Here is an 18,334-nt window from a genome sequence, read left to right as displayed (position 1 = left end):
ATTACGGGACCGGCTACCGCCTGCGCCGCAACAGCCGCCCCACCACTACCGCTGAAGCGATCAGCGCGGCGGCGGCCGGCGCGGCCCAGCGCAGCGCCTCGCTCCGCGCCGTCGTGTCCGGCGGCGGCACAGGCGCGTACCGCCCGCGTGGCGGCGCGTGGTCGACCTCCTCGGCGCTGCGGCCGATCATCGTCCGGCGGGCGTGGGCCGCCTCGGCCGGGGGCGCCTCGCCCTCGTCCTCACCCGGCTCCAGAACGTCGAGCTCGTCCAGTTCGGCCGCGCTCTCGGGCACGGTCACGCCTTCGGGGAGTTCGGTGACGTCTTCCGGGATCTCCGGGTCTGCTGCGTCTACTGGGTCTGCTGCGTCTACTGCGTCTACTGCGTCTTCCGGGTCTTCCGGGTCTTCCGGGTCTTCCAGCGGCCGGGGTGCCTCGTGCTCAGGTTCCTCCTCCTCGGCCAGGGCCGTGACAAAGCGGTCCAGCAGACGGTGCGCCGCCGCCGTGGCCGTTTCGTCGGCGAACTCGGCCAGCCGGCCGCCGGCCTGCAGGGTGCCGCTGAACGCCAGCAATGTGCCGCCCTCGGCCGGCTCCGCGGCGATGTCGAGGCTGAGCTTCACCGTGCCGCTGCCGCGGGCCTCCACGCCCTCAGCCTCGACCACGAAGCGCTTGTCGCCGCGCGGACTGATGCGGAGCGTTCCGCGGTACGTGATCGTCGAGCCGCCGATACGGACGCGGAGCCGGCCGCCGATTTCCTCCGGCGGCGCGTCCGCCGGGGCTGGCTGTTGCTGCAGACCCGGCACGCTACGGGCGACCCGTGCCGGGTCGGCAAGGGCCCGCCGGATGCTTGCGGCGGGAACCGGAACGAACGCCTCATGCTCCATGGCCTCCGAGCCTAGCGAGCCCGCGGCGCTCGGTCAGCCGTTTCCGCCGCGCGCCGGGCGCGGGGCGCGGGGCGCGGGGCGCCCACCGGACCGGCGCTCACCCCGCACCGGATACCCGCGGCCGCATCAGCGTGGAGGGCGGCAGCCCGCCGAGGCGCGAGGTGGCGGCCGTGCGCGCGGCGGAGCGCAGCAGGGCGGGGGTGAGGGAGCGCAGGGGCGGCGCGTCGGCAGCGAGGCGGGGTACGGACGGGGTACGGGCGGCGAGGAGGAACCCCCAGTCGGTGGCGCGGGGGGCGCCGCGCCCTTCGCGCGGCCCGCCGATCCAGTAGGGCGCGGTGTGGAAGCCGACACCGCGCAGGGTCGCGTCGACCGTCCAGTAGCCGCGCGGCGAGACGCTGGGGGACCCGGCGTGCACCACCAGGCGCCCGCCTGCGGCGAGTGCGCGCCCGGCGAGGCCGTAGAACTCCTCGGAGTAGAACTTGGCGCTGCGCGAGATCCCGGGATCGGGGAGGTCGGCGAAGATGACGTCGTAATGGTCGTACCGGGGCAACGTCCGCACCCAGTCGAAGGGGTCGCTCACCACGACACGGACGCGCGGGTCGCGCAGAGCGCGGTGATTCAGGGCGGCCAGGCCCGGGTCGCTGCGGCCCAGCCGGACGAGGGCGGCGTCGGGGTCGACGATGGTGACCGACCGGACGTCGGCATACCGGAGCACTTCCCGGGCGGCGAGCCCGTCGCCGCCGCCGAGGACGAGGACACGGCTGCGGGGGCCGGCCATGGCGGGGTGCACCAGGCCCTCGTCGTAACGGAATCCGTCGAGGCCGCCGGCGCGCAGCCGCCCGTCGAGGTAGAGCCGCAGCGACGGCCACGCCCCGCCGGTGAGGACGATTTCCTGTACGGCGGAATGCCTGGCGACCCGTACGTCCCCGCCGTAGATCGCCTGCTGGACGGCCCGTTCGAAAGGCGCGGCGCCCACCGCGGCCCCGGCGAGCACCGCCAGCACCACAGCGTTCGCCACGAGCAGCCAGGACCGCGCCCGCAGGGTGAGGTCGCCGCGGAAGAGCCAGAGCACCAGCGCCCCGCCGCCCGCGACATTGACCGCGCCGGTGAAGAGCGCGCCGCTCAGCTGGCCGAGTGACGGCAGCAGGAGAAAGGGGAAGGCGAGGCCGCCGACGAGCGCGCCGACATAGTCGGCGGCGAAGAGGTCGGCGACGGCCCCGCCCGCGTCCTGGCGCCGGATCCGCTGAATGAGCGTCATGAGCAGCGGAACCTCGGCGCCGATGAGGACACCGATGGCGAAGGCGCAGGCGGCCATCGCCGGGCGGGACTGCCCCAGCCATGCGAAGCTCGCGTAGAGCGCCATCACCGACAGCCCGCCGACCAGCGCGAGCGCCGCCTCGACCGCCACGAAGCCGGCCACGGCGGCACACCGCAGCCGCTTGGCCAGCAGCGAGCCGACGCCCATGGCGAAGACCATCACGGACAGCACGACAGAGGCCTGGGTGACGGAGTCGCCGACGAGGTACGAGGCGAGGGCGACCAGCTCGAGTTCGTAGACCAGTCCGCAGGCGGCACAGATGAAGACCGCGGCGAGGACCAGAATCCGGGCCGGTCCTGCCGCCACCGGGAGCCGTAGCGGGGTGGGCGCGCGGAGGGGCGACTGGTCGATCATGTATGAACGCTATGTCAGTTTTATGCCTCCAAACGTCACGCGCGGGGGTGCAATTGCGGCACTTGACGGCTCACTCCAGCATGCTGAGCCGCGACCGGGTCGCCACAAGTCGCCCCTCCTGCGGATACGCGTGCCATGTGCGCCAGTGCACCCCGCCCTCCATGTTTTGGACGAGCATGGCCGTGAAAGCGTGCGGATGGCCGGGGAACGTACCGGCCAACCCGTTCGGGTGGTCGGCGACCAGCGCGAGCAGCTCCTGGGCCCGGCCCGCGAAGGAGCCGCGGGAGAGCGTCTCGACTCGGGCGGCGAATTCGTAGTCCCACTCCCCGATCCGTTTGGCCACCCCGAGGGGCAGCGGAGCACTGCTACTGGGCAGGCACGCCACGGTCTCGGAGCACCGGCCGTGCGGCGCGTCGAGAATGACCTGATGGGAGGCGCCGAGCAGTCGCATCTGGACCTGGACGCGGGAGCGCCGCGAGCCGCCGAGCTCAAGGTCGAGCACGGCGAGCGCCGGCAGTGGTTCCAGTCCCAGGCACCAGGCGAGATCTCCGGCGCGGGTGTCGGTGTAGGTGGTCGAAAGGGATTTGAGCATGGGTCGGCTCCGCAAGCACGCAGTGGATGATGGGCCGACCCGCACCGCGAAGGGGGAACGTCTGTCGGCTCGTGCCCACGTGGGGTCCGTAGGGGTCCGTTAAGTACGGAATCATGAAAAGAGGTTCGCCCTCAGCCTTTTTACCCATCTGCGCCCGCTTTACATCCCCACGAGCGCGTAACGGTTCATGTGTTCACCACAATGCGCCCGGCGGGCGGACGGCCCGTCGGGCGCATATGCAGTGCGGCATGCACCGGACGCATTTCCCCTGGTCAGGATGTGAAATGGCAACTGCCGACGGCGTCGGCCTCAGTTGCCCCCGCCACAGCCCCCGCCACCGCCACCGCACGAGCTGCCGCCGCCGCAGGAGGAGTGCCCGCCACCGCCGCAGGAGTGGTGGCCACCCCCGTGGCCACCCCCGTGGCCGCCACCGCTGTCCCCGCCGCCGGCCCACCAACTGGCGCCGCTGTCACTGCCGGTGGAGCTGTTGCTGCCCCGGTAGGGGCGCTTCGTCCGCTTGCGGCGCTGGGTCTCGGTGGTGCCGAGCCGTGATGCCGCGTAAATCCCCCAGACGATCAAGACCACAACAATTATGAGGAAGACGATCATTCTTCCCACCCCGCTTTCTGTTCCGTGCGACGGTGATGCCCTCACCCGCCCTGGGCGAAAGCAGAGTTGAGGAAGTCCAGAGGTTCGGCGCCGCCGACCGGTCGCAGAGGTCCCAGGGGGGCAACCATGAACGACTCACGACGCTCCGTACTCAGATCCGCGGTGGGCATCGGCGGGCTCGCCATAGGCGCCGCCATCGCCTCCACCACCGAGGCCACCGCCGCGACGGGCGCGACCGGCTGGCTCAACGTCCTGGACTACGGCGCCAAGGGGGACGACTCCGCCGACGACCAGCCCGCGATCCAGGCCGCCATCGACGCCGCCGGCCAGGGCTCGACGGTCTACTTCCCGCCCGGCAAGTACCGGATCGCCCACGTCCTGTCCAGCGCCGTTGGCACCAACCGGGACCTGCAGTTCTGGAGCCGCGGCAAGAACCAGCGCTGCGCGCCACCGACGCCACCGAGTCCGGCACCGGCGACGGCTCCGACTTCGCTCTCGTACGCTACGACGACAGCGGCGCCGCCATCGACACCCCGATCGCCGTCCGCCGGACCAACGGCAGGATCACCCTGGGCCAGTTCGGCGGCACGGCCACCAACGTCCTGGTCAACGCCAACGCCAACCCCGGCCTCACCCTCGTCCAGGCCCTAGCCGCGGGCCAGGGCTACGCGATCACCGGCGCCGACACCTCCTCCCGCGCCTTCCAGGCCTCGGTCACCGGCGACTCGGCCAACCGCCTGGCCATCGACATCAACGGCACCCAGAGCTTCGGCCCCGGCGGCTCCGGCGCCCGCGACACCTCCTGGGGGCGGCTGGGCGCCGGGCAGATCGGCAGCGCCGACTCCGACCTCGTCGCGGGCCTCGCGGGCAAGGGCCTGAAGGTGAAGGAGGGCAGCAACGCCAAGATGGGCACCCTCACCCTCAACGGCGCCACCGCCGTGACCGTGACCACCACCACCACCGCCGCCACCACCGCCACCACCGCCAGCCGGATCTTCCTCACCGTCCAGGCGCCCGGCGGCACGCCGTCGGGTGTCGCCTACGTTGCCGGCCGGACCGCGGGCACATCGTTTACGGTCAAGGGAGCGGCGGGCGACACCTCCACAGTGGCGTGGCTCATCGTCGAACCCGCTTAGGCACGAGGGCAGGAGCCGTCATGGGAGCAAGGCCGCCGTTGAACCGCAGTCTCGCCGAATTCGGGACCACGATCTTCGCGGAGATGTCCGCCCTGGCCCTGAAGACCGGGTCCATCAACCTCGGCCAGGGCTTCCCCGACACCGACGGCCCCGCCGATATCGCCGAGGCGGCCGTCCGCGCCATCCGCGAGGGGAAGGGCAACCAGTACCCGCCCGGCCCCGGCGTCCCGGAGCTCCGGACGGCCGTCGCGGAACACCAGCAGCGCTTCTACGGCCTCCCCTACGACCCCGACACCGAGGTCCTGGTCACCGCCGGAGCCACCGAGGCGATCGCGGCAGCGATGCTCGCCCTGCTGGAGCCGGGCGACGAGGTGATCGCCTTCGAGCCCTTCTACGACTCCTACGCCGCCTGCATCGCCATGGCCGGCGCCATCCGCGTGCCACTCACCCTGCGCGCCCCCTCCTTCCGCCCCGATCTGGACGCCCTGCGCGCGGCGGTCACCCCCCGCACCCGGCTCCTCCTGCTGAACTCACCCCACAACCCCACCGGCATGGTCCTGACCCGCGACGAACTGGCCGCCATCGCCGAACTCGCCGTCGAGCGCGATCTGCTGGTCGTCACCGACGAGGTCTACGAACACCTCGTCTACGACGACGCCGAGCACATCCCCCTCGTCTCCTTCCCCGGCATGCGCGACCGCACCGTCTCCATCTCCTCAGCCGGAAAGACCTTCTCCTTCACCGGCTGGAAGGTTGGCTGGGTAACCGCCTCGGCTCCCCTCGTCGCCGCCGTCCGCACCGCCAAGCAGTTCCTGACCTACGTCAGCTCCGGCCCCTTCCAGTACGCCATGGCAGAAGCCCTGCGCCTCCCGGACAGCTACTACACGGGCCTCCGCGACAACCTTCGGCGCAAGCGGGATATCCTCTCCGCCGGCCTCACCGAAGCAGGCTTCGAACTCTTCCGGCCTGCGGGTACTTACTTCATCACTACCGACATCACGCCCTTCGGTGAGAAGGACGGCCTGGCGTTCTGCCGGACGCTCCCCGAACGCTGCGGCGTCGTCGCCATCCCTAACGCCGTCTTCTACGACGACCCCGACGCCGGCCGCAGCCAGGTCCGCTTCGCCTTCTGCAAGCAGGACAAAGTCCTCCAGGAGGCCGCAGCGCGCCTCCAGCGATGGTGAATCTCGCATTCCGCCAGGCCCGCGGAGGTCCTGACGGACGCCGTCAGGAGACTGAAGGCGCTGCGCACGGCCCCGTAGCAGGGCGGCGCCAAAAGCGCGGGCCCGGCCGACCGGGACGGCCGCTGCGGCGGCGTCTCGCTGACCGGGCCCCATCCGGAGCATCCGTGGGTCTACGGACCGGGAGTCTACGGACCGGGGGTGGGAGGGGTTCTACTCCTCGCCGTCCTCGCCGTCCTCCGGGTTGGCGTCGACTTCCTTCTCCAGGCCGAGCGTCTCCGTCACCCACTTGTCGAACTCGATCGACGCGCGCACCCAGCTGACCGTGCTCGACACGAAGTGCTCAAGGCCGACCCCGAGGCCGACCAGCATCTGCGCCTCGCCGACCAGCCGGACCGAACCGTCGTCATGGGTGTGGGTGTAGACCTTCGGCCACAGGGTGCGGCGGTTCCAGTCGTCGATCGCCTCGTGCAGCTGAGGCTTGTCATCGATCGTGTACGGCCGGTCGTAGAAGGTGCGGACCGCGAAGATCTGCTGGTCCTCGTCACCCCGGAACATGAAGTAAGTGCGGAACTCCTCCCACGGCGCCGCGAGGTCGCCCTCGTCGTCGACGACGTACTTGAGCTCCATCTGTTCGAGCAACTGCTTGACCAGGTCCTGGTCAGGAATGACCACACCGGCGGGCTCGCCGGTGGGCTCGGGTTCTGGCTGGCCCCCGAAATTCGGAATCGAGGACGGGTCGATGCTCACCGTGGGGTTCCCTTCGTACGTTTACGCCATCCTCCCCCATCCCGGGCGGGGTGTCGCAACCCCGCCCGGGGCACAGGTCACTCGGATGCTGCGGGGCCTATGATCAGCCCGTCGCCGAACCGGTCCACGCGGACCGTGTCGCCGTCCCGGACCTCACCGGAGAGGATCTCCTTGGCGAGCCGGTCGCCGATCGCCGTCTGTACCAGACGGCGCAGCGGCCGGGCGCCGTACGCCGGATCATTGCCCTCGTCGGCGAGCCAGTCCAAGGCCCCGTCCGTGACATCGAGGGTAATCCGCCGGTCACGCAACCGGGCGGCGAGCCGGTCGGTCTGCAGCCGGGCGATGCTGCGCAGCTCGTCCTTGCGCAGGGCGTCGAAGACGACGATGTCGTCCAGCCGGTTGAGGAACTCCGGCTTGAAGGCCTGCCGGACCGCCTCCAGGACGTTCTCCTTCTTGACCTCATCGCTGAGCAGCGGGTCGACCAGATACTGGCTGCCGAGGTTGGAGGTGAGGACGAGGATGGTGTTGCGGAAGTCCACGGTCCGGCCCTGACCGTCCGTGAGCCGCCCGTCGTCGAGGACCTGCAGCAGTACGTCGAAGACCTCGGGGTGGGCCTTCTCGACCTCGTCGAGCAGCACCACGCTGTACGGGCGCCGGCGCACCGCCTCGGTGAGCTGGCCGCCCTCCTCGTAGCCGACATAGCCGGGCGGGGCACCGACCAGGCGGGCGACGGAGTGCTTCTCGCCGTACTCGCTCATGTCGATGCGGATCATCGCCCGCTCGTCGTCGAAGAGGAAGTCGGCGAGCGCCTTGGCCAGCTCCGTCTTGCCGACGCCGGTCGGTCCGAGGAAGAGGAACGAGCCCGTGGGGCGGTCCGGGTCCGCGATCCCGGACCGGGACCTGCGCACCGCGTCCGACACGGACCGCACCGCCTGGCCCTGGCCGATCAGCCGCTTGCCCAGCTCCTCCTCCATCCGGAGCAGCTTCTGGGTCTCGCCCTGGAGCAGCCGCCCGGCCGGGATGCCGGTCCAGGCCGCGACGACATCCGCGATGTCGTCCGGGCCGACCTCCTCGCCGACCATGCCCTCCAGCTCCTGCTGCGCCGCCAGGGCCTCGACCAGCTCCTTCTCGGCGGCCGGGACCAGCTCGGTGCGGATCTTGCCGGGGGTCACCCAGTCGCCGGTCTCCGGGGCCTTGAGCTCGGCGAGCTCACGCTCGGTCTCCAGCTCGTCCAGCCGCTTCTTCAGCTCGCCGACCCGGGTGTGCAGCGCCTTCTCCTTCGCCCAGCGGGCGGAGAGGCCGCGCAGGGCCTCCTCCTTCTCGGCGCGGTCCTTGCGGAGCCGCTCCAGGCGCTCGCGGGCGTCGTCGGAGAGGGCCTCCTCCGGGTCGCGCTTCTTCTTGAGGAAGCCGCGCTCGCTCTCACTGGCCTCGGTGGCCAGCAGCGACTCCTCCTCCATACGCAGCCGGTCGACGGCGCGCTGGAGTTCGTCGATCTCGACCGGTGAGGAGTCGATCTCCATCTGGAGCCGCGAGGCCGCCTCGTCGACCAGGTCGATCGCCTTGTCGGGCAGGAAGCGGGAGGTGATGTAACGGTCGGACAGCTGGGCGGCCGCCACCAGTGCCGAGTCCGCGATCTGCACCTTGTGGTGCGCCTCGTACCGCCCCTTCAGGCCGCGCAGGATGGCCACCGTGTCCTCGACGGTCGGCTCGGCGACCAGCACCTGCTGGAAGCGGCGCTCCAGGGCGGCGTCCTTCTCGATCCGCTCGCGGTATTCATCGAGCGTCGTCGCGCCCACCATGCGCAGCTCGCCGCGCGCCAGCATCGGCTTGAGCATGTTCCCGGCGTCCATGGCGGAATCGCCGCCGGCGCCGGCCCCGACCACCGTGTGCAGCTCGTCGATAAAGGTGATCACCCGGCCGTCGCTGTCCTTGATCTCGGCCAGCACCGCCTTCAGCCGTTCCTCGAACTCGCCCCGGTACTTCGCGCCCGCCACCATCGCGCCCAGGTCGAGGGAGACCAGGCGCTTATTGCGCAGGCTCTCCGGGACGTCGCCCTTCACGATGCGCTGGGCGAGGCCTTCCACGACCGCCGTCTTGCCGACACCCGGCTCGCCGATCAGCACCGGGTTGTTCTTCGTACGCCGGGACAGCACCTGGATGACGCGGCGGATCTCATTGTCCCGGCCGATCACCGGGTCGAGCTTGCCCTCGCGGGCCGCCGCCGTGAAATCGGTGCCGTACTTCTCCAGCGCCTTGTACGTGCCCTCCGGGTCCGGAGTCGTCACGCGCCGCCCTCCCCGGATCTTCTCGAATGCGTCCTGCAACTTCTTGTCAGTGGCACCGTACTGCGCCAGCAGATCTCCCGCCGGACCGCCCTTGGCAGTAATGGCGATCAGTAGGTGCTCGGTCGACACATATGCGTCGCCCAGCTCCTTGGCCCGCTGCGACGCCTCCGCCAGGACCGCCAGCAGATCCCGGTTCACCTGTGGCGGCGCCACTGTCGAGCCCTGGACGCTGGGCTGCGCCGCCAGGAGCTTCTCCGCCGCGGCCCGCACCACTGCCGGATCGGCGCCGGCCGCGGCCAGCAGATCCAGGACGTTGTCGTTCTCTTCGCTGCCCAACAGCGCGAGCAGCAGATGCGCGGGGGTCAGATCCGGGTGTCCCGCCGCCACCGCACTCGCGTTGGCGGCGTTCAATGCTTCCCGGCTCTTGTTGGTCAGCTCGGCGTCCACGTCCGCAGGTCCTCCTCCTTGATCGGCCAGCACAAACCTGCCGTTTCCAACATGAGGCAAGTTGAGTCTATTCCACTCAAGGCCGGATGACCAGGCGTCAGGCTTCCGCGCATGGCTTCCGCGAACCCCTTTGCAAGATTTTTACGGCTCCGCCAAGATCCCTGTTCAGGGAGGGTCATTGTCATGCTCAAAAACATAACCACCGCCTTAGCGGTGGCCGCCGTCAACGCGCTCGCTCTCCCCGCCACCGCCACCACCGCGCACGCGGCGACCGGATGCGGCACCGGCGTCCGGACGGCGAAGTTCTACGCCAACAACACCCTCAAGGGCGACCCCAAGAAAACCGCCTGCGACACACTCATCAACGAGAACTAGGGCACCGGCGACCCCTTCACCTTTAGAGGCCCAGGGCGGCCTCCGCGTCGACTTCGCCGCGTGGAAGGGCAGCCAACGTGGCGTTCACGTATCCGCCCATCACCGACGCCGCCACCGATCGGTGACGGACGTCAACTACGGGGACACCGCCGTCGCCCCTGGAAAGAGCAAGTACTACATGCTCTCCGCAGTCGACGCGGCCGGCAACGAGTCCGAACTCGTGGGCTGGATCACCAGGGGCACCCGGCCTGCCCAGTAGGCCCGGCAACTTCCGGGGCCATGTCCAGGCGGGCTACGGTTGGCGCATGGCGATCAACCCCCGCGATCCCGGCCCCGCCTACCTGGCCTTCTGGCGCACGTACCACCTGTGCACTCTCACCACCCACCGGCCCGACGGTTCCCCGCACGTCGTACCGGTGGGTGTGACCTACGACCCGGACGCCGGGCTCGCCCGCATCATCACCAACAAGGGCAGCCGCAAGGTCGCCCACATCCTCGCCGCCGGGCCGGAAGGGGCACAGGTCGCCGTCTGCCAGGTCGACGGCGGCTACTGGGCCACGCTCGAGGGCACCGCCACCGTCAGCGCGGACCCGGCCGCCGTCGCCGATGCCGTACGCCGCTACGCGGAGCGCTACGGCCGCACGCCCGGCCCCAACCCCGACCGGGTCGTCATCGAGATCGCCCTCACCCGGGCGATGGGCCGGGCGCCGGAACTCCCGTAGCCCCGCAGGCCCGTCGTCGAGGCCTGCCGTTGCCACGACCGCCGCCGCCCCGAACGGTGTCCTCGCCCTGAGCCACCGCGAGGGCGCCCAGCGGTCTGCGGTGTCTGCTCTTGCGTCTCCCCCGTCATGCATCCAGGGTGCGACAGGGGTCTGACAATTAGATTACCGACAGGTAGATGGCGAGATGGGACGGATAACGCTCTCGTGCGGGCGGAAATAGTGTCCCGTGTTGACACCGGACATCTGATTATCCGCGGGAAGGACACTCGAATGCCGCACAACTGGTAAAAGGCGGCCTCGTTAATCGAGGGTGATGATGACCTCACCGAAACTTCGCCCGTCGTGGACATACACACCGTTGGGCCGCCGCCGTCCCGCCCTGGAGCAGTGGATTTTCGTCCCCTCCGACAGTGGTACCGATCCCACGAAGGGCGCCTACCTGCAGCGCGGCAGCGAGCGGGTCCTGCTCGCGCACTGCTCTCGCCTCGTGGCCGACTTCTTTCAGACGATCCGGCAGATCGAGGACGAATTCACCCGGCGCTCCGACTGCGACAGGACACCGGATTGCGCATGATCGCCGTCGTAAGAACCCAAGCGTCCGGTCCAGCCGTCAACATTCTCCCCAGGGGCACGCGGCGTGCATGACAGCCAGCAATTCTTCTATCCCCACGCGGCGCCCAGCGAATTCACCACGAATCCGCAGGCATTCGCCTACCTGCCGAGCGACGTGTACATCGAGCAGGTGCCACCCGGCTGGAACACGCAGATCCCGGACGATGTGGACACCCTCCCCGACTGGCAGGTCGCAGCCGGCCTCATTCCCTCCCCCCGGATTCCGGATGACCCCGGAACGCACTCCGGCGACGATCCGTGCCCACCCGTTTCAGGCCGGCCGGTCCGCCCGCGGCGCCGCAAAGTGCGTTTGAAGAACCCCCCGTGGGCGCAACTCATCAGCCCACTGTTCGGGGCGGTGACCGCCCTGACCGTCCTCGCAGTGAGTGTGCTGGGCTGGATGTTCACCTTCGATCCACTACAGGATCTGGCGGCCACCCGCCTGCCGCACGTTTTCGCCGCACTCTGGCCCTTGATGGTCTACGGGCCCTGGCTCGTGGCCAGCCTGTCGATTCTGCGGGGCGCTCGTGAGCGGCGTGGCGCGGCACATTCCTGGGCCGTGGTTGTTGCCTTCTCCTGCATTGCCGTAGCCCTGTCCGTCGTCCACGCGACCCCGGCCGTGACCGCTTTGATCATCGCCGGATTGCCCCAGCTCACGGCGGTCGTCTCGTTCCACCAACTCGTCAGGCAGTTCAGCACCACCCAACGAGCCCGCCACGCCGCCGCGACCTCGTCCCCGCCCAGCAAGGTCCGCTGATCCCGACGAGCAGACCGGCAGAGGGACGCCATCAGGACCAGGTCCCGAACCCTGGCCTGATGGGGCCCTGCGGCGGGCACCGGCCTCACAGGTGGTCGAACTCCCCGGCCCGGATGCCCTTGACGAACGCGCCCCACTTGGCGGGGGTGGTGACAGCGACTACGTCGGGGGCATCGCTTTCCCGGATGTGTATGAGCCCGTCGGGACCGGTGGCGATCTCTATACAGTCGCCGTTGCCGCCTCCACTGAACGAGGACTTCCGCCACACGAGCTGGGACATCATCTCTTCCTCCTACAGGCTGTACATGACGTGCTGGATGAGACTCAACGAGTCGCGGGAGTCGTGGGACTCCGGTGTGGCTTCCGGATCGACGGGAGCGAGCGCCAGTTCGGCCAGCCGTTCAAACATCTTCGCGTACTCATCAATGTGTACGCCATCCCGCAAGAACACCGAGTTCAGAGGGTGTTCGAGGTTCACCGTGTCCAGCTCGGGCATGCCGCCGCCGAAGATGCCGAAGGAGCGGCTGAAGGCGGAGTAGGCGCCCGCCTCGAACGGGAACACTTGGACGGTGACGTTGGGGAGCCGTGCCGCCTCGCCCCGAACTCACCGACACCGCCGTGCTGCTGACGTCCGAGGCGGTCACCAACGCCGTCAACGCCTGCCGGGGCAGCGACTGCGCCATCCCGCTCACCGTCTTCGGCGAGTACAGCGAGCAGCCGCAGACCTGCGGCACCCTCCGCGTCCTCGTACACAACGAGGCCCCTGGCGCACCCGCCGCGCGGACCAGCGCCTACGACGAGGAAACCGGCCGGGGCCTGGCGCTCATGGCCGGGTTCGCAACCGACTGGGGTGTCTGCCACCACGGGCCCGGACCGGGCAAAGCCATCTGGTTCGAGCTCGCCGCCACGCCCGGCAGCGGCTGACCGGAATCAGGTGGCCCCATTGCCGGGCCCCTGCTTCAGCCCCGAGGCGGGCCAGTGACGGCTTTGGTGATCGCGAAGCCCTTGGCGGGGCCTTCGGGGATCTGGACCTCGGTGCCGTACGGGGTGCGGGATTCGGCGGCGTAGATCTCCTCATCCGGGGAGGGGGAGCTCAGGATGGTGACAGTGCCGTGATTGTCGTAGTCGTCGATGAGGACGTAGACGGGGATGCCCGCGCCGGCGTAGGCACGACGCTTGCGGACGCGGTCGCGCTGCTCGTTCTCGTGCCCGGGGGAAACGACCTCGACGATGAGTTTGACACCAGAAGCGGCAACGCCCAAGCCGTCGTCGGTAGCGATTTCCGTCAGATCCTCGGGCGCGACGAACAGGTCAGGAATCCACGACTTCAGTTCGCGGATAACGTTGACGTCCTGGTGGGCGGCGTATTCTCCGCTGCTCTCCAGATACTTCTCCAGCGTCCGGCGCAGACGGTTGACGATCTGGCCGTGCTCCAAGCGTCCGGTAGGCGACACCTCGATGAACCCCTCGACAATCTCGGCATGGAAACCCTCGGGGAGTTCCAGGGTTTTCCACGCCTGCCAGAGGGCCTCGTCTAGCTCGGTTGGGGGCATGGCCTCGGGCACCTCCGTCGTCGGGGCCTCGTGGGCGAGAGCGGTCATGGCGCAGCACCTCCTCCTCAAGTGTGGGCGTACGTGCCCTTACGGCACAAGCGACACGGTCACGCTACGCAGCCAAATGTGCGATGAGCTGCGCAGAAGCGCCCTCACAACCCGAAAAGGTGAAGCAGGAAGGTTTCCGCGCCCAGGCGCGCGCCACGACGCACGCCCACGCGCCCTGACATTTGTCATCGGAACTCATGACAGCCCGCACCAACCGGCCCGCCGGAACCGGGACAGCCTGGAGCCATGGACAGAAGCGGTGGCGGGGCCGAGAGCGTGATTGGCGTCAATGGCCTGCGGCGCGAGTACGCCGGGGGTTCGAGGCGGTGCGGGGGGGTGGGATGTGCCCCGTACCGGGAACGGGGGAAGGTGCGGCCCCGAGTGGGGGGTGATGTACGGCGGCGCGCATGGCCCGCGAGCGGGGGTGGCTATGACGTCGCCCAGGCCGGGCTGCGATCGGCTGGGCCGGTCGGGCTGACGGCTACTCGGGGCGCTTGGGGCGCCAGACCACCAGGGCGCTGGCCTGCTGTGCGTCCTGGTAGGGGACGAGGTCACGGCGGTAGGAGGCGTGGACGGCGGCCTCGCGCTGCTGCATCGCGATGGCGGCGCCGTCGACGGCGGCCGCGAGCTCGGCGACACGGGCCTGGAGAGCCGCGACCTGGTTTTCCAGCTCGATGATGCGCTTGATACCGGCGAGGTTGATGCCCTCGTCCTGGGAGAGCCGCTGGACTGCGCGGAGCAGCTCGATGTCACGGGCGGAGTAGCGACGGCCACGGCCGGGGGTGCGATCGGGGGAGACAAGGCCGAGGCGGTCGTACTGACGGAGGGTCTGCGGGTGGAGCCCGGAGAGCTGGGCCGCTACCGAGATGACATAGACCGGGGATTCCTCGGTCAGTTCATAGGGGTTGCGACCCCGTCCGCCGCGCAATCCGTCCATGTCATGCTCCCTTCGCGGCCTTGAAGAGCTCAGCACGCGGATCGAAGTCTGCCGTGGCTTCGCGGTAGGCCTCAAGGGCATCCAGCGCCTTGCCTTCGATATTGGCCGGAACCGCGACCTCTATGGTGACGAGGAGATCGCCCCGGCTGCCGTCCTTACGGACGGCGCCCTTGCCGCGGGCACGCAGGGTGCGCCCGTTGGGGGTGCCGGGGGGCAGTTTGAGGGTGACCGGGGGGCCGCCGAGGGTGGGGACCTTGATGTCGCCGCCGAGGGCCGCCTCCGGATAGGAGACGGGAACGCTGACAGTGAGGTTGTCGCCCTTGCGGCCGAAGACCGGGTGGGCGTCGACATGGACGACGACGTACAGATCGCCATTCGGACCGCCGCGCTCACCGGGGGCGCCCTTGCCGCGCAACCGGATCCGCTGGCTGTCGGTGACACCGGCGGGGATACGGACCTGCATGGTGCGGGAGGAACGGGCCCGGCCGCTGCCCTTGCAGATGTCGCAAGGGTCCTGGGCGATGAGGCCGCGGCCCTTGCAGTCGACGCAGGGGTCGGTGAGCGAGAAGCCACCGCCGCCGCCGCGCGAGACCTGGCCGGTGCCGACGCAGGTGGGGCAGACGCGAGGGGTGCCGTTCTTGTCACCGGTGCCGGAGCAGGCCTTGCAGGGGGCCTGGCTGGACATCCGCAGGGGCACGGTGGCGCCGTCGACGGCTTCGGTGAAGCTGAGCGTCACCTCCGACTCGATGTCCTGGCCGCGGCGCGGCTGGACACGGGTGCCGGCGCCGCCGCCACGGTTGAAGAGGCCGCCGAAGACATCCCCGAGGCCGCCGCCGAAGCCGCCGCCTCCACCGGGCTGGGTGCCGCCGAAGAGGTCGCCGAAGTCGAAGCCGCCAGGGCCGCCGGGGCCCCCAGGGCCGCCCGGGCCCCTGAAGCCGCCGTTGCCGAAGAGGGCGCGGCCCTCGTCGTACTCCTTGCGGCGCTTGGCGTCGGAGAGGACGTCATTCGCCTCGGAGATCTCCTTGAAGCGCTCCTCGGCCTTGGCGTCACCCTTGTTGGCGTCCGGGTGGAACTCGCGGGCGAGCTTCCGGTACGCCTTCTTGATCTCCGCCTCGGTCGCGTCCTTCGGGACGCCGAGGGTTTTGTAGAGGTCCTTCTCCAACAAGTCCCTGCTCAGGCTCATCCCCGACGTCCCTCCTTCCTCTGTCGTGCGTTGTTCACTGCTGCTGTGTCAGCCCTGTTCCGCTGGGCCACCGTTCTCCTCGTCGGACCCGTCCTTACCCGTCGCGCCCGGCTGGGGCTCGGCGACCGCGACCCTCGCGGGGCGGATCGTACGCTCACCGATGCGGTACCCCGGCTGAAGGATCTGCACGCACGTGGTTTGAGTGACATCCGGCGAGTAACTGTGCATCAGAGCCTCGTGCACCAGCGGGTCGAAGGGCTCGCCCTCCTTGCCGAACTGCTGGAGGCCCAGCTTGGCGACGGAATTCTCCAGCGACTCGCCGACCGACTTGAAACCGCCGATCAGCTCGTTGTGGTCGCGGGCCCGGCCGATGTCGTCAAGCACCGGAAGGAGCTCGGTGAGCAGATTGGCGATCGCGATCTCGCGGACCGCGATACGGTCCCGCTCCACCCGGCGCCGGTAGTTCTGGTACTCCGCCTGGAGCCGCTGGAGGTCTGCGGTGCGCTCGTTGAGCGCGCTGCGGACCTGGTCCAGCTGCGCCTGGAGGGCAGTGATGGCGTTCGCGTCCCCGGCCGGGGCCGCCGGGCCCGCCTGATCGGCGGACCCGGCGCCCTGCGCCGCGTCGTTCTGAGAAGATTCCGCGGCTTCGGAAGGGACGTCAGGCTCTGGTTCAAAGCCCGGGGTCTCCTCCGTCACGCGGCACCATCCTTCTTGTCCTCGTCGACGATCTCGGCGTCCACAACGTCGTCATCGGCGGCGGCGTGCGCACCCTCGGGACCCGCGCCGGGCGGGGTGGCGCCACCCTCGGCCTGAGCGTTGGCGTAGAGCGCCTGGCCCAGCTTCTGGCTGGTGGCCGCGACCTTCTCGGTGGCCTCGCGGATCGCGGCGACATCCTCGCCCTTGAGCTTCTCCTTGAGGTCCGCGATGGTGACCTCGACCTCGGCCTTGACGTCGCCCGGGACCTTGTCCTCGTTGTCGGCGATGAACTTCTCGGTCTGGTAGACGAGCTGCTCCGCCTGGTTGCGGGTCTCGGCGGCCTCGCGGCGCTTGTGGTCCTCGTCCGCGTACTGCTCGGCCTCGCGCATCATGCGGTCGATGTCGTCCTTCGGCAGCGCGGAGCCGCCGGTGACGGTCATCCGCTGCTCCTTGCCGGTGCCGAGGTCCTTGGCACCGACGTGCATGATGCCGTTCGCGTCGATGTCGAAGGTGACCTCGATCTGCGGGACGCCACGCGGGGCCGGCGGCAGGCCGGTCAGCTCGAACATGCCGAGCTTCTTGTTGTACGCCGCGATCTCGCGCTCGCCCTGGTAGACCTGGATCTGCACGGACGGCTGGTTGTCCTCGGCCGTGGTGAAGATCTCCGAGCGCTTGGTCGGGATCGTGGTATTGCGCTCGATGAGCTTCGTCATGATGCCGCCCTTGGTCTCGATACCCAGGGACAGCGGGGTGACGTCGAGCAGCAGTACGTCCTTGACCTCGCCCTTCAGGACACCGGCCTGCAGCGCGGCGCCGATGGCGACGACCTCGTCCGGGTTCACGCCCTTGTTGGCGTCACGGCCGCCGGTGAGCTGCTTGACCAGCTCGGCGACGGCGGGCATCCGGGTCGAGCCGCCGACCAGGACCACGTGGTCGATCTCGGACAGCGCGATGCCGGCGTCCTTGATGACGTTGTTGAACGGGTTCTTGCAGCGCTCCAGCAGATCCGCGGTGAGCTGCTGGAACTGGGCCCGGGTGAGCTTCTCGTCCAGGTGCAGCGGGCCTTCGGCCGATGCCGTGATGTACGGCAGGTTGATCGAGGTCTCGGTGGACGAGGACAGCTCGATCTTCGCCTTCTCGGCGGCCTCACGGAGGCGCTGAAGCGCCATCTTGTCCTTGGAGAGGTCGACGCCGTGGCCGGCGTGGAACTGCTTCACGAGGTAGTCGACGACGCGCTGGTCCCAGTCGTCACCACCGAGGTGGTTGTCACCATTGGTGGCCTTCACCTCGACAACGCCGTCACCGATCTCGAGCAGCGACACGTCGAAGGTGCCACCACCGAGGTCGAAGACCAGGATCGTCTGGTCGTCCTTGTCCAGGCCGTACGCGAGCGCCGCGGCGGTCGGCTCATTGACGATACGCAGCACATTGAGGCCCGCGATCTCACCGGCCTCCTTGGTGGCCTGCCGCTCCGAGTCGTTGAAGTACGCCGGGACGGTGATGACCGCGTCCTGGACCTTCTCGCCCAGGTACGCCTCGGCGTCACGCTTCAGCTTCTGCAGGATGAAGGCGCTCATCTGCTGCGGGTTGAAGTCCTTGCCGTCAACGTTGATCTTCCAGTCGGTGCCCATGTGGCGCTTGACCGACCGGACGGTCCTGTCGACGTTGGTAACTGCCTGGCGCTTCGCGACCTCGCCTACCAGCACCTCGCCGTTCTTTGCGAAGGCGACGACGGACGGCGTGGTCCTGGCGCCCTCTGCGTTGGTGATGACGGTGGGCTCGCCGCCTTCTAGAACGCTGACGACGGAGTTAGTCGTGCCCAGGTCGATGCCGACCGCACGTGCCATGGTGGAGTCCTCCAACTGCCTACTTGAGTGGAACTGACTCAAGAGTGCACGA

The 18,334-nt window shown here is 69.4% G+C and carries 23 protein-coding genes; 9 read left to right on the top strand and 14 right to left on the bottom strand.

The window, feature by feature from the left end; translation table 11 throughout:
* Positions 1-13 precede the first annotated feature (13 nt).
* The 4 genes from FCI23_RS13120 to FCI23_RS13105 all read right to left on the bottom strand — a co-directional run bounded on the left by FCI23_RS13120 (position 14) and on the right by FCI23_RS13105 (position 3,753).
* Complete coding sequence (locus tag FCI23_RS13120; protein WP_136723688.1) at positions 14-880, bottom strand: SRPBCC domain-containing protein; 867 nt, start codon at positions 878-880, stop codon at positions 14-16.
* A gap of 97 nt (positions 881-977) precedes the next feature.
* Complete coding sequence (locus FCI23_RS13115) at positions 978-2,552, bottom strand: polyamine aminopropyltransferase (RefSeq protein ID WP_136723687.1); 1,575 nt, start codon at positions 2,550-2,552, stop codon at positions 978-980.
* A 70-nt stretch (positions 2,553-2,622) separates the two neighbouring features.
* A complete protein-coding gene (locus tag FCI23_RS13110; protein ID WP_136723686.1) occupies positions 2,623-3,144 on the bottom strand; it encodes a DUF2617 family protein in 522 nt (173 codons plus the stop codon).
* Between the two features lie 309 nt (positions 3,145-3,453).
* Positions 3,454-3,753 (bottom strand): hypothetical protein, encoded by a 300-nt coding sequence (locus tag FCI23_RS13105; RefSeq protein ID WP_136723685.1) that lies wholly within the window; start codon positions 3,751-3,753, stop codon positions 3,454-3,456.
* Positions 3,754-3,879: 126 nt separating this feature from the next.
* Between FCI23_RS13105 and FCI23_RS63705 the strand changes: the two genes are divergently transcribed.
* A complete protein-coding gene (locus FCI23_RS63705; protein ID WP_136723684.1) occupies positions 3,880-4,404 on the top strand; it encodes a glycosyl hydrolase family 28-related protein in 525 nt (174 codons plus the stop codon).
* A gap of 13 nt (positions 4,405-4,417) precedes the next feature.
* Here the strand turns inward: FCI23_RS63705 and FCI23_RS63700 are convergent, their stop codons facing one another.
* On the bottom strand, positions 4,418-4,624 hold the full coding sequence (locus FCI23_RS63700) for a hypothetical protein (RefSeq protein ID WP_136723683.1): 207 nt from the start codon (positions 4,622-4,624) through the stop codon (positions 4,418-4,420).
* A gap of 34 nt (positions 4,625-4,658) precedes the next feature.
* Between FCI23_RS63700 and FCI23_RS63695 the strand changes: the two genes are divergently transcribed.
* Entirely contained in the window at positions 4,659-4,889 is a 231-nt protein-coding gene (locus tag FCI23_RS63695; RefSeq protein ID WP_456318830.1) for a hypothetical protein, read from the top strand.
* Between the two features lie 20 nt (positions 4,890-4,909).
* On the top strand, positions 4,910-6,073 hold the full coding sequence (locus tag FCI23_RS13085; protein WP_136723681.1) for a pyridoxal phosphate-dependent aminotransferase: 1,164 nt from the start codon (positions 4,910-4,912) through the stop codon (positions 6,071-6,073).
* A 210-nt stretch (positions 6,074-6,283) separates the two neighbouring features.
* Here FCI23_RS13085 and FCI23_RS13080 read toward each other — a convergent pair whose 3' ends face one another.
* A complete protein-coding gene (locus FCI23_RS13080; protein WP_136723680.1) occupies positions 6,284-6,820 on the bottom strand; it encodes a YbjN domain-containing protein in 537 nt (178 codons plus the stop codon).
* Positions 6,821-6,897: 77 nt separating this feature from the next.
* Positions 6,898-9,552 carry an ATP-dependent Clp protease ATP-binding subunit gene (locus FCI23_RS64605; RefSeq protein ID WP_136723679.1) on the bottom strand — a complete coding sequence of 885 codons (2,655 nt, stop codon included), beginning with the start codon at positions 9,550-9,552 and terminating at the stop codon, positions 6,898-6,900.
* 183 nt (positions 9,553-9,735) lie between these two features.
* Here FCI23_RS64605 and FCI23_RS13070 point away from each other — a divergent pair, with 183 nt between their 5' ends.
* From FCI23_RS13070 to FCI23_RS59480, 5 genes are all read left to right on the top strand, one after another.
* The gene (locus FCI23_RS13070) at positions 9,736-9,927 is read left to right on the top strand and encodes a hypothetical protein (RefSeq protein ID WP_136723678.1); all 192 of its coding nucleotides are present in this window, start codon (positions 9,736-9,738) and stop codon (positions 9,925-9,927) included.
* A 121-nt stretch (positions 9,928-10,048) separates the two neighbouring features.
* Positions 10,049-10,186, top strand: a complete 138-nt coding sequence (locus tag FCI23_RS56360) for a hypothetical protein (RefSeq protein ID WP_169316787.1) — start codon at positions 10,049-10,051, stop codon at positions 10,184-10,186.
* 46 nt (positions 10,187-10,232) lie between these two features.
* Positions 10,233-10,649 carry a pyridoxamine 5'-phosphate oxidase family protein gene (locus FCI23_RS13065; RefSeq protein ID WP_136723677.1) on the top strand — a complete coding sequence of 139 codons (417 nt, stop codon included), beginning with the start codon at positions 10,233-10,235 and terminating at the stop codon, positions 10,647-10,649.
* A gap of 358 nt (positions 10,650-11,007) precedes the next feature.
* On the top strand, positions 11,008-11,223 hold the full coding sequence (locus FCI23_RS13060) for a hypothetical protein (protein ID WP_169316786.1): 216 nt from the start codon (positions 11,008-11,010) through the stop codon (positions 11,221-11,223).
* 63 nt (positions 11,224-11,286) lie between these two features.
* Complete coding sequence (locus FCI23_RS59480; protein WP_246143677.1) at positions 11,287-12,018, top strand: DUF2637 domain-containing protein; 732 nt, start codon at positions 11,287-11,289, stop codon at positions 12,016-12,018.
* A gap of 85 nt (positions 12,019-12,103) precedes the next feature.
* Here FCI23_RS59480 and FCI23_RS13050 read toward each other — a convergent pair whose 3' ends face one another.
* Positions 12,104-12,301 (bottom strand): DUF397 domain-containing protein, encoded by a 198-nt coding sequence (locus FCI23_RS13050; protein ID WP_322973827.1) that lies wholly within the window; start codon positions 12,299-12,301, stop codon positions 12,104-12,106.
* Between the two features lie 9 nt (positions 12,302-12,310).
* A complete protein-coding gene (locus tag FCI23_RS13045; protein WP_246143676.1) occupies positions 12,311-12,580 on the bottom strand; it encodes a Scr1 family TA system antitoxin-like transcriptional regulator in 270 nt (89 codons plus the stop codon).
* A 23-nt stretch (positions 12,581-12,603) separates the two neighbouring features.
* Between FCI23_RS13045 and FCI23_RS13040 the strand changes: the two genes are divergently transcribed.
* Entirely contained in the window at positions 12,604-12,942 is a 339-nt protein-coding gene (locus tag FCI23_RS13040; protein WP_136723675.1) for an ATP-binding protein, read from the top strand.
* 35 nt (positions 12,943-12,977) lie between these two features.
* On the opposite strand, the gene FCI23_RS13035 is transcribed toward FCI23_RS13040, so the two are convergent.
* From FCI23_RS13035 to dnaK, 5 genes are all read right to left on the bottom strand, one after another.
* A complete protein-coding gene (locus tag FCI23_RS13035) occupies positions 12,978-13,619 on the bottom strand; it encodes a Uma2 family endonuclease (RefSeq protein ID WP_136723674.1) in 642 nt (213 codons plus the stop codon).
* A 481-nt stretch (positions 13,620-14,100) separates the two neighbouring features.
* Positions 14,101-14,556, bottom strand: a complete 456-nt coding sequence (locus tag FCI23_RS13030; RefSeq protein WP_136723673.1) for a heat shock protein transcriptional repressor HspR — start codon at positions 14,554-14,556, stop codon at positions 14,101-14,103.
* Between the two features lies 1 nt (position 14,557).
* A complete protein-coding gene (gene dnaJ / locus FCI23_RS13025) occupies positions 14,558-15,739 on the bottom strand; it encodes a molecular chaperone DnaJ (RefSeq protein WP_136723672.1) in 1,182 nt (393 codons plus the stop codon).
* Between the two features lie 48 nt (positions 15,740-15,787).
* Positions 15,788-16,435: a nucleotide exchange factor GrpE gene (gene grpE, locus FCI23_RS13020; protein ID WP_136723671.1), complete on the bottom strand. Its 648-nt coding sequence runs from the start codon at positions 16,433-16,435 to the stop codon at positions 15,788-15,790.
* On the bottom strand, positions 16,432-18,282 hold the full coding sequence (dnaK, locus tag FCI23_RS13015) for a molecular chaperone DnaK (protein ID WP_136723670.1): 1,851 nt from the start codon (positions 18,280-18,282) through the stop codon (positions 16,432-16,434). Before dnaK ends, grpE begins: the two co-directional genes overlap by 4 nt.
* Positions 18,283-18,334: the final 52 nt, after the last annotated feature.

Origin of the sequence: Actinacidiphila oryziradicis (genome assembly GCF_005047355.1) — a bacterium.
Taxonomy (GTDB): Bacteria; Actinomycetota; Actinomycetes; order Streptomycetales; family Streptomycetaceae; genus Actinacidiphila; species Actinacidiphila oryziradicis.
Note: the sequence above shows the minus strand (reverse complement) of the source record. Positions and strands in the feature narration are given on the sequence as shown.

Excerpts from the sequence above, each read along its gene's own strand:
- FCI23_RS13110 (WP_136723686.1), bottom strand. The coding sequence starts at position 3,144 with ATGCTCAAATCCCTTTCGACCACCTACACCGACACCCGCGCCGGAGAT.
- FCI23_RS13115 (WP_136723687.1), bottom strand. The coding sequence starts at position 2,552 with ATGATCGACCAGTCGCCCCTCCGCGCGCCCACCCCGCTACGGCTCCCG.
- FCI23_RS63705 (WP_136723684.1), top strand. The coding sequence starts at position 3,880 with ATGAACGACTCACGACGCTCCGTACTCAGATCCGCGGTGGGCATCGGC.
- FCI23_RS13070 (WP_136723678.1), top strand. The coding sequence starts at position 9,736 with ATGCTCAAAAACATAACCACCGCCTTAGCGGTGGCCGCCGTCAACGCG.
- dnaK (WP_136723670.1), bottom strand. The coding sequence starts at position 18,282 with ATGGCACGTGCGGTCGGCATCGACCTGGGCACGACTAACTCCGTCGTC.
- FCI23_RS13085 (WP_136723681.1), top strand. The coding sequence starts at position 4,910 with ATGGGAGCAAGGCCGCCGTTGAACCGCAGTCTCGCCGAATTCGGGACC.
- FCI23_RS13120 (WP_136723688.1), bottom strand. The coding sequence starts at position 880 with ATGGAGCATGAGGCGTTCGTTCCGGTTCCCGCCGCAAGCATCCGGCGG.
- FCI23_RS13035 (WP_136723674.1), bottom strand. The coding sequence starts at position 13,619 with ATGACCGCTCTCGCCCACGAGGCCCCGACGACGGAGGTGCCCGAGGCC.
- dnaJ (WP_136723672.1), bottom strand. The coding sequence starts at position 15,739 with ATGAGCCTGAGCAGGGACTTGTTGGAGAAGGACCTCTACAAAACCCTC.
- FCI23_RS13065 (WP_136723677.1), top strand. The coding sequence starts at position 10,233 with ATGGCGATCAACCCCCGCGATCCCGGCCCCGCCTACCTGGCCTTCTGG.
- FCI23_RS13050 (WP_322973827.1), bottom strand. The coding sequence starts at position 12,301 with ATGATGTCCCAGCTCGTGTGGCGGAAGTCCTCGTTCAGTGGAGGCGGC.
- FCI23_RS13030 (WP_136723673.1), bottom strand. The coding sequence starts at position 14,556 with ATGGACGGATTGCGCGGCGGACGGGGTCGCAACCCCTATGAACTGACC.
- FCI23_RS13105 (WP_136723685.1), bottom strand. The coding sequence starts at position 3,753 with ATGATCGTCTTCCTCATAATTGTTGTGGTCTTGATCGTCTGGGGGATT.
- FCI23_RS63695 (WP_456318830.1), top strand. The coding sequence starts at position 4,659 with ATGGGCACCCTCACCCTCAACGGCGCCACCGCCGTGACCGTGACCACC.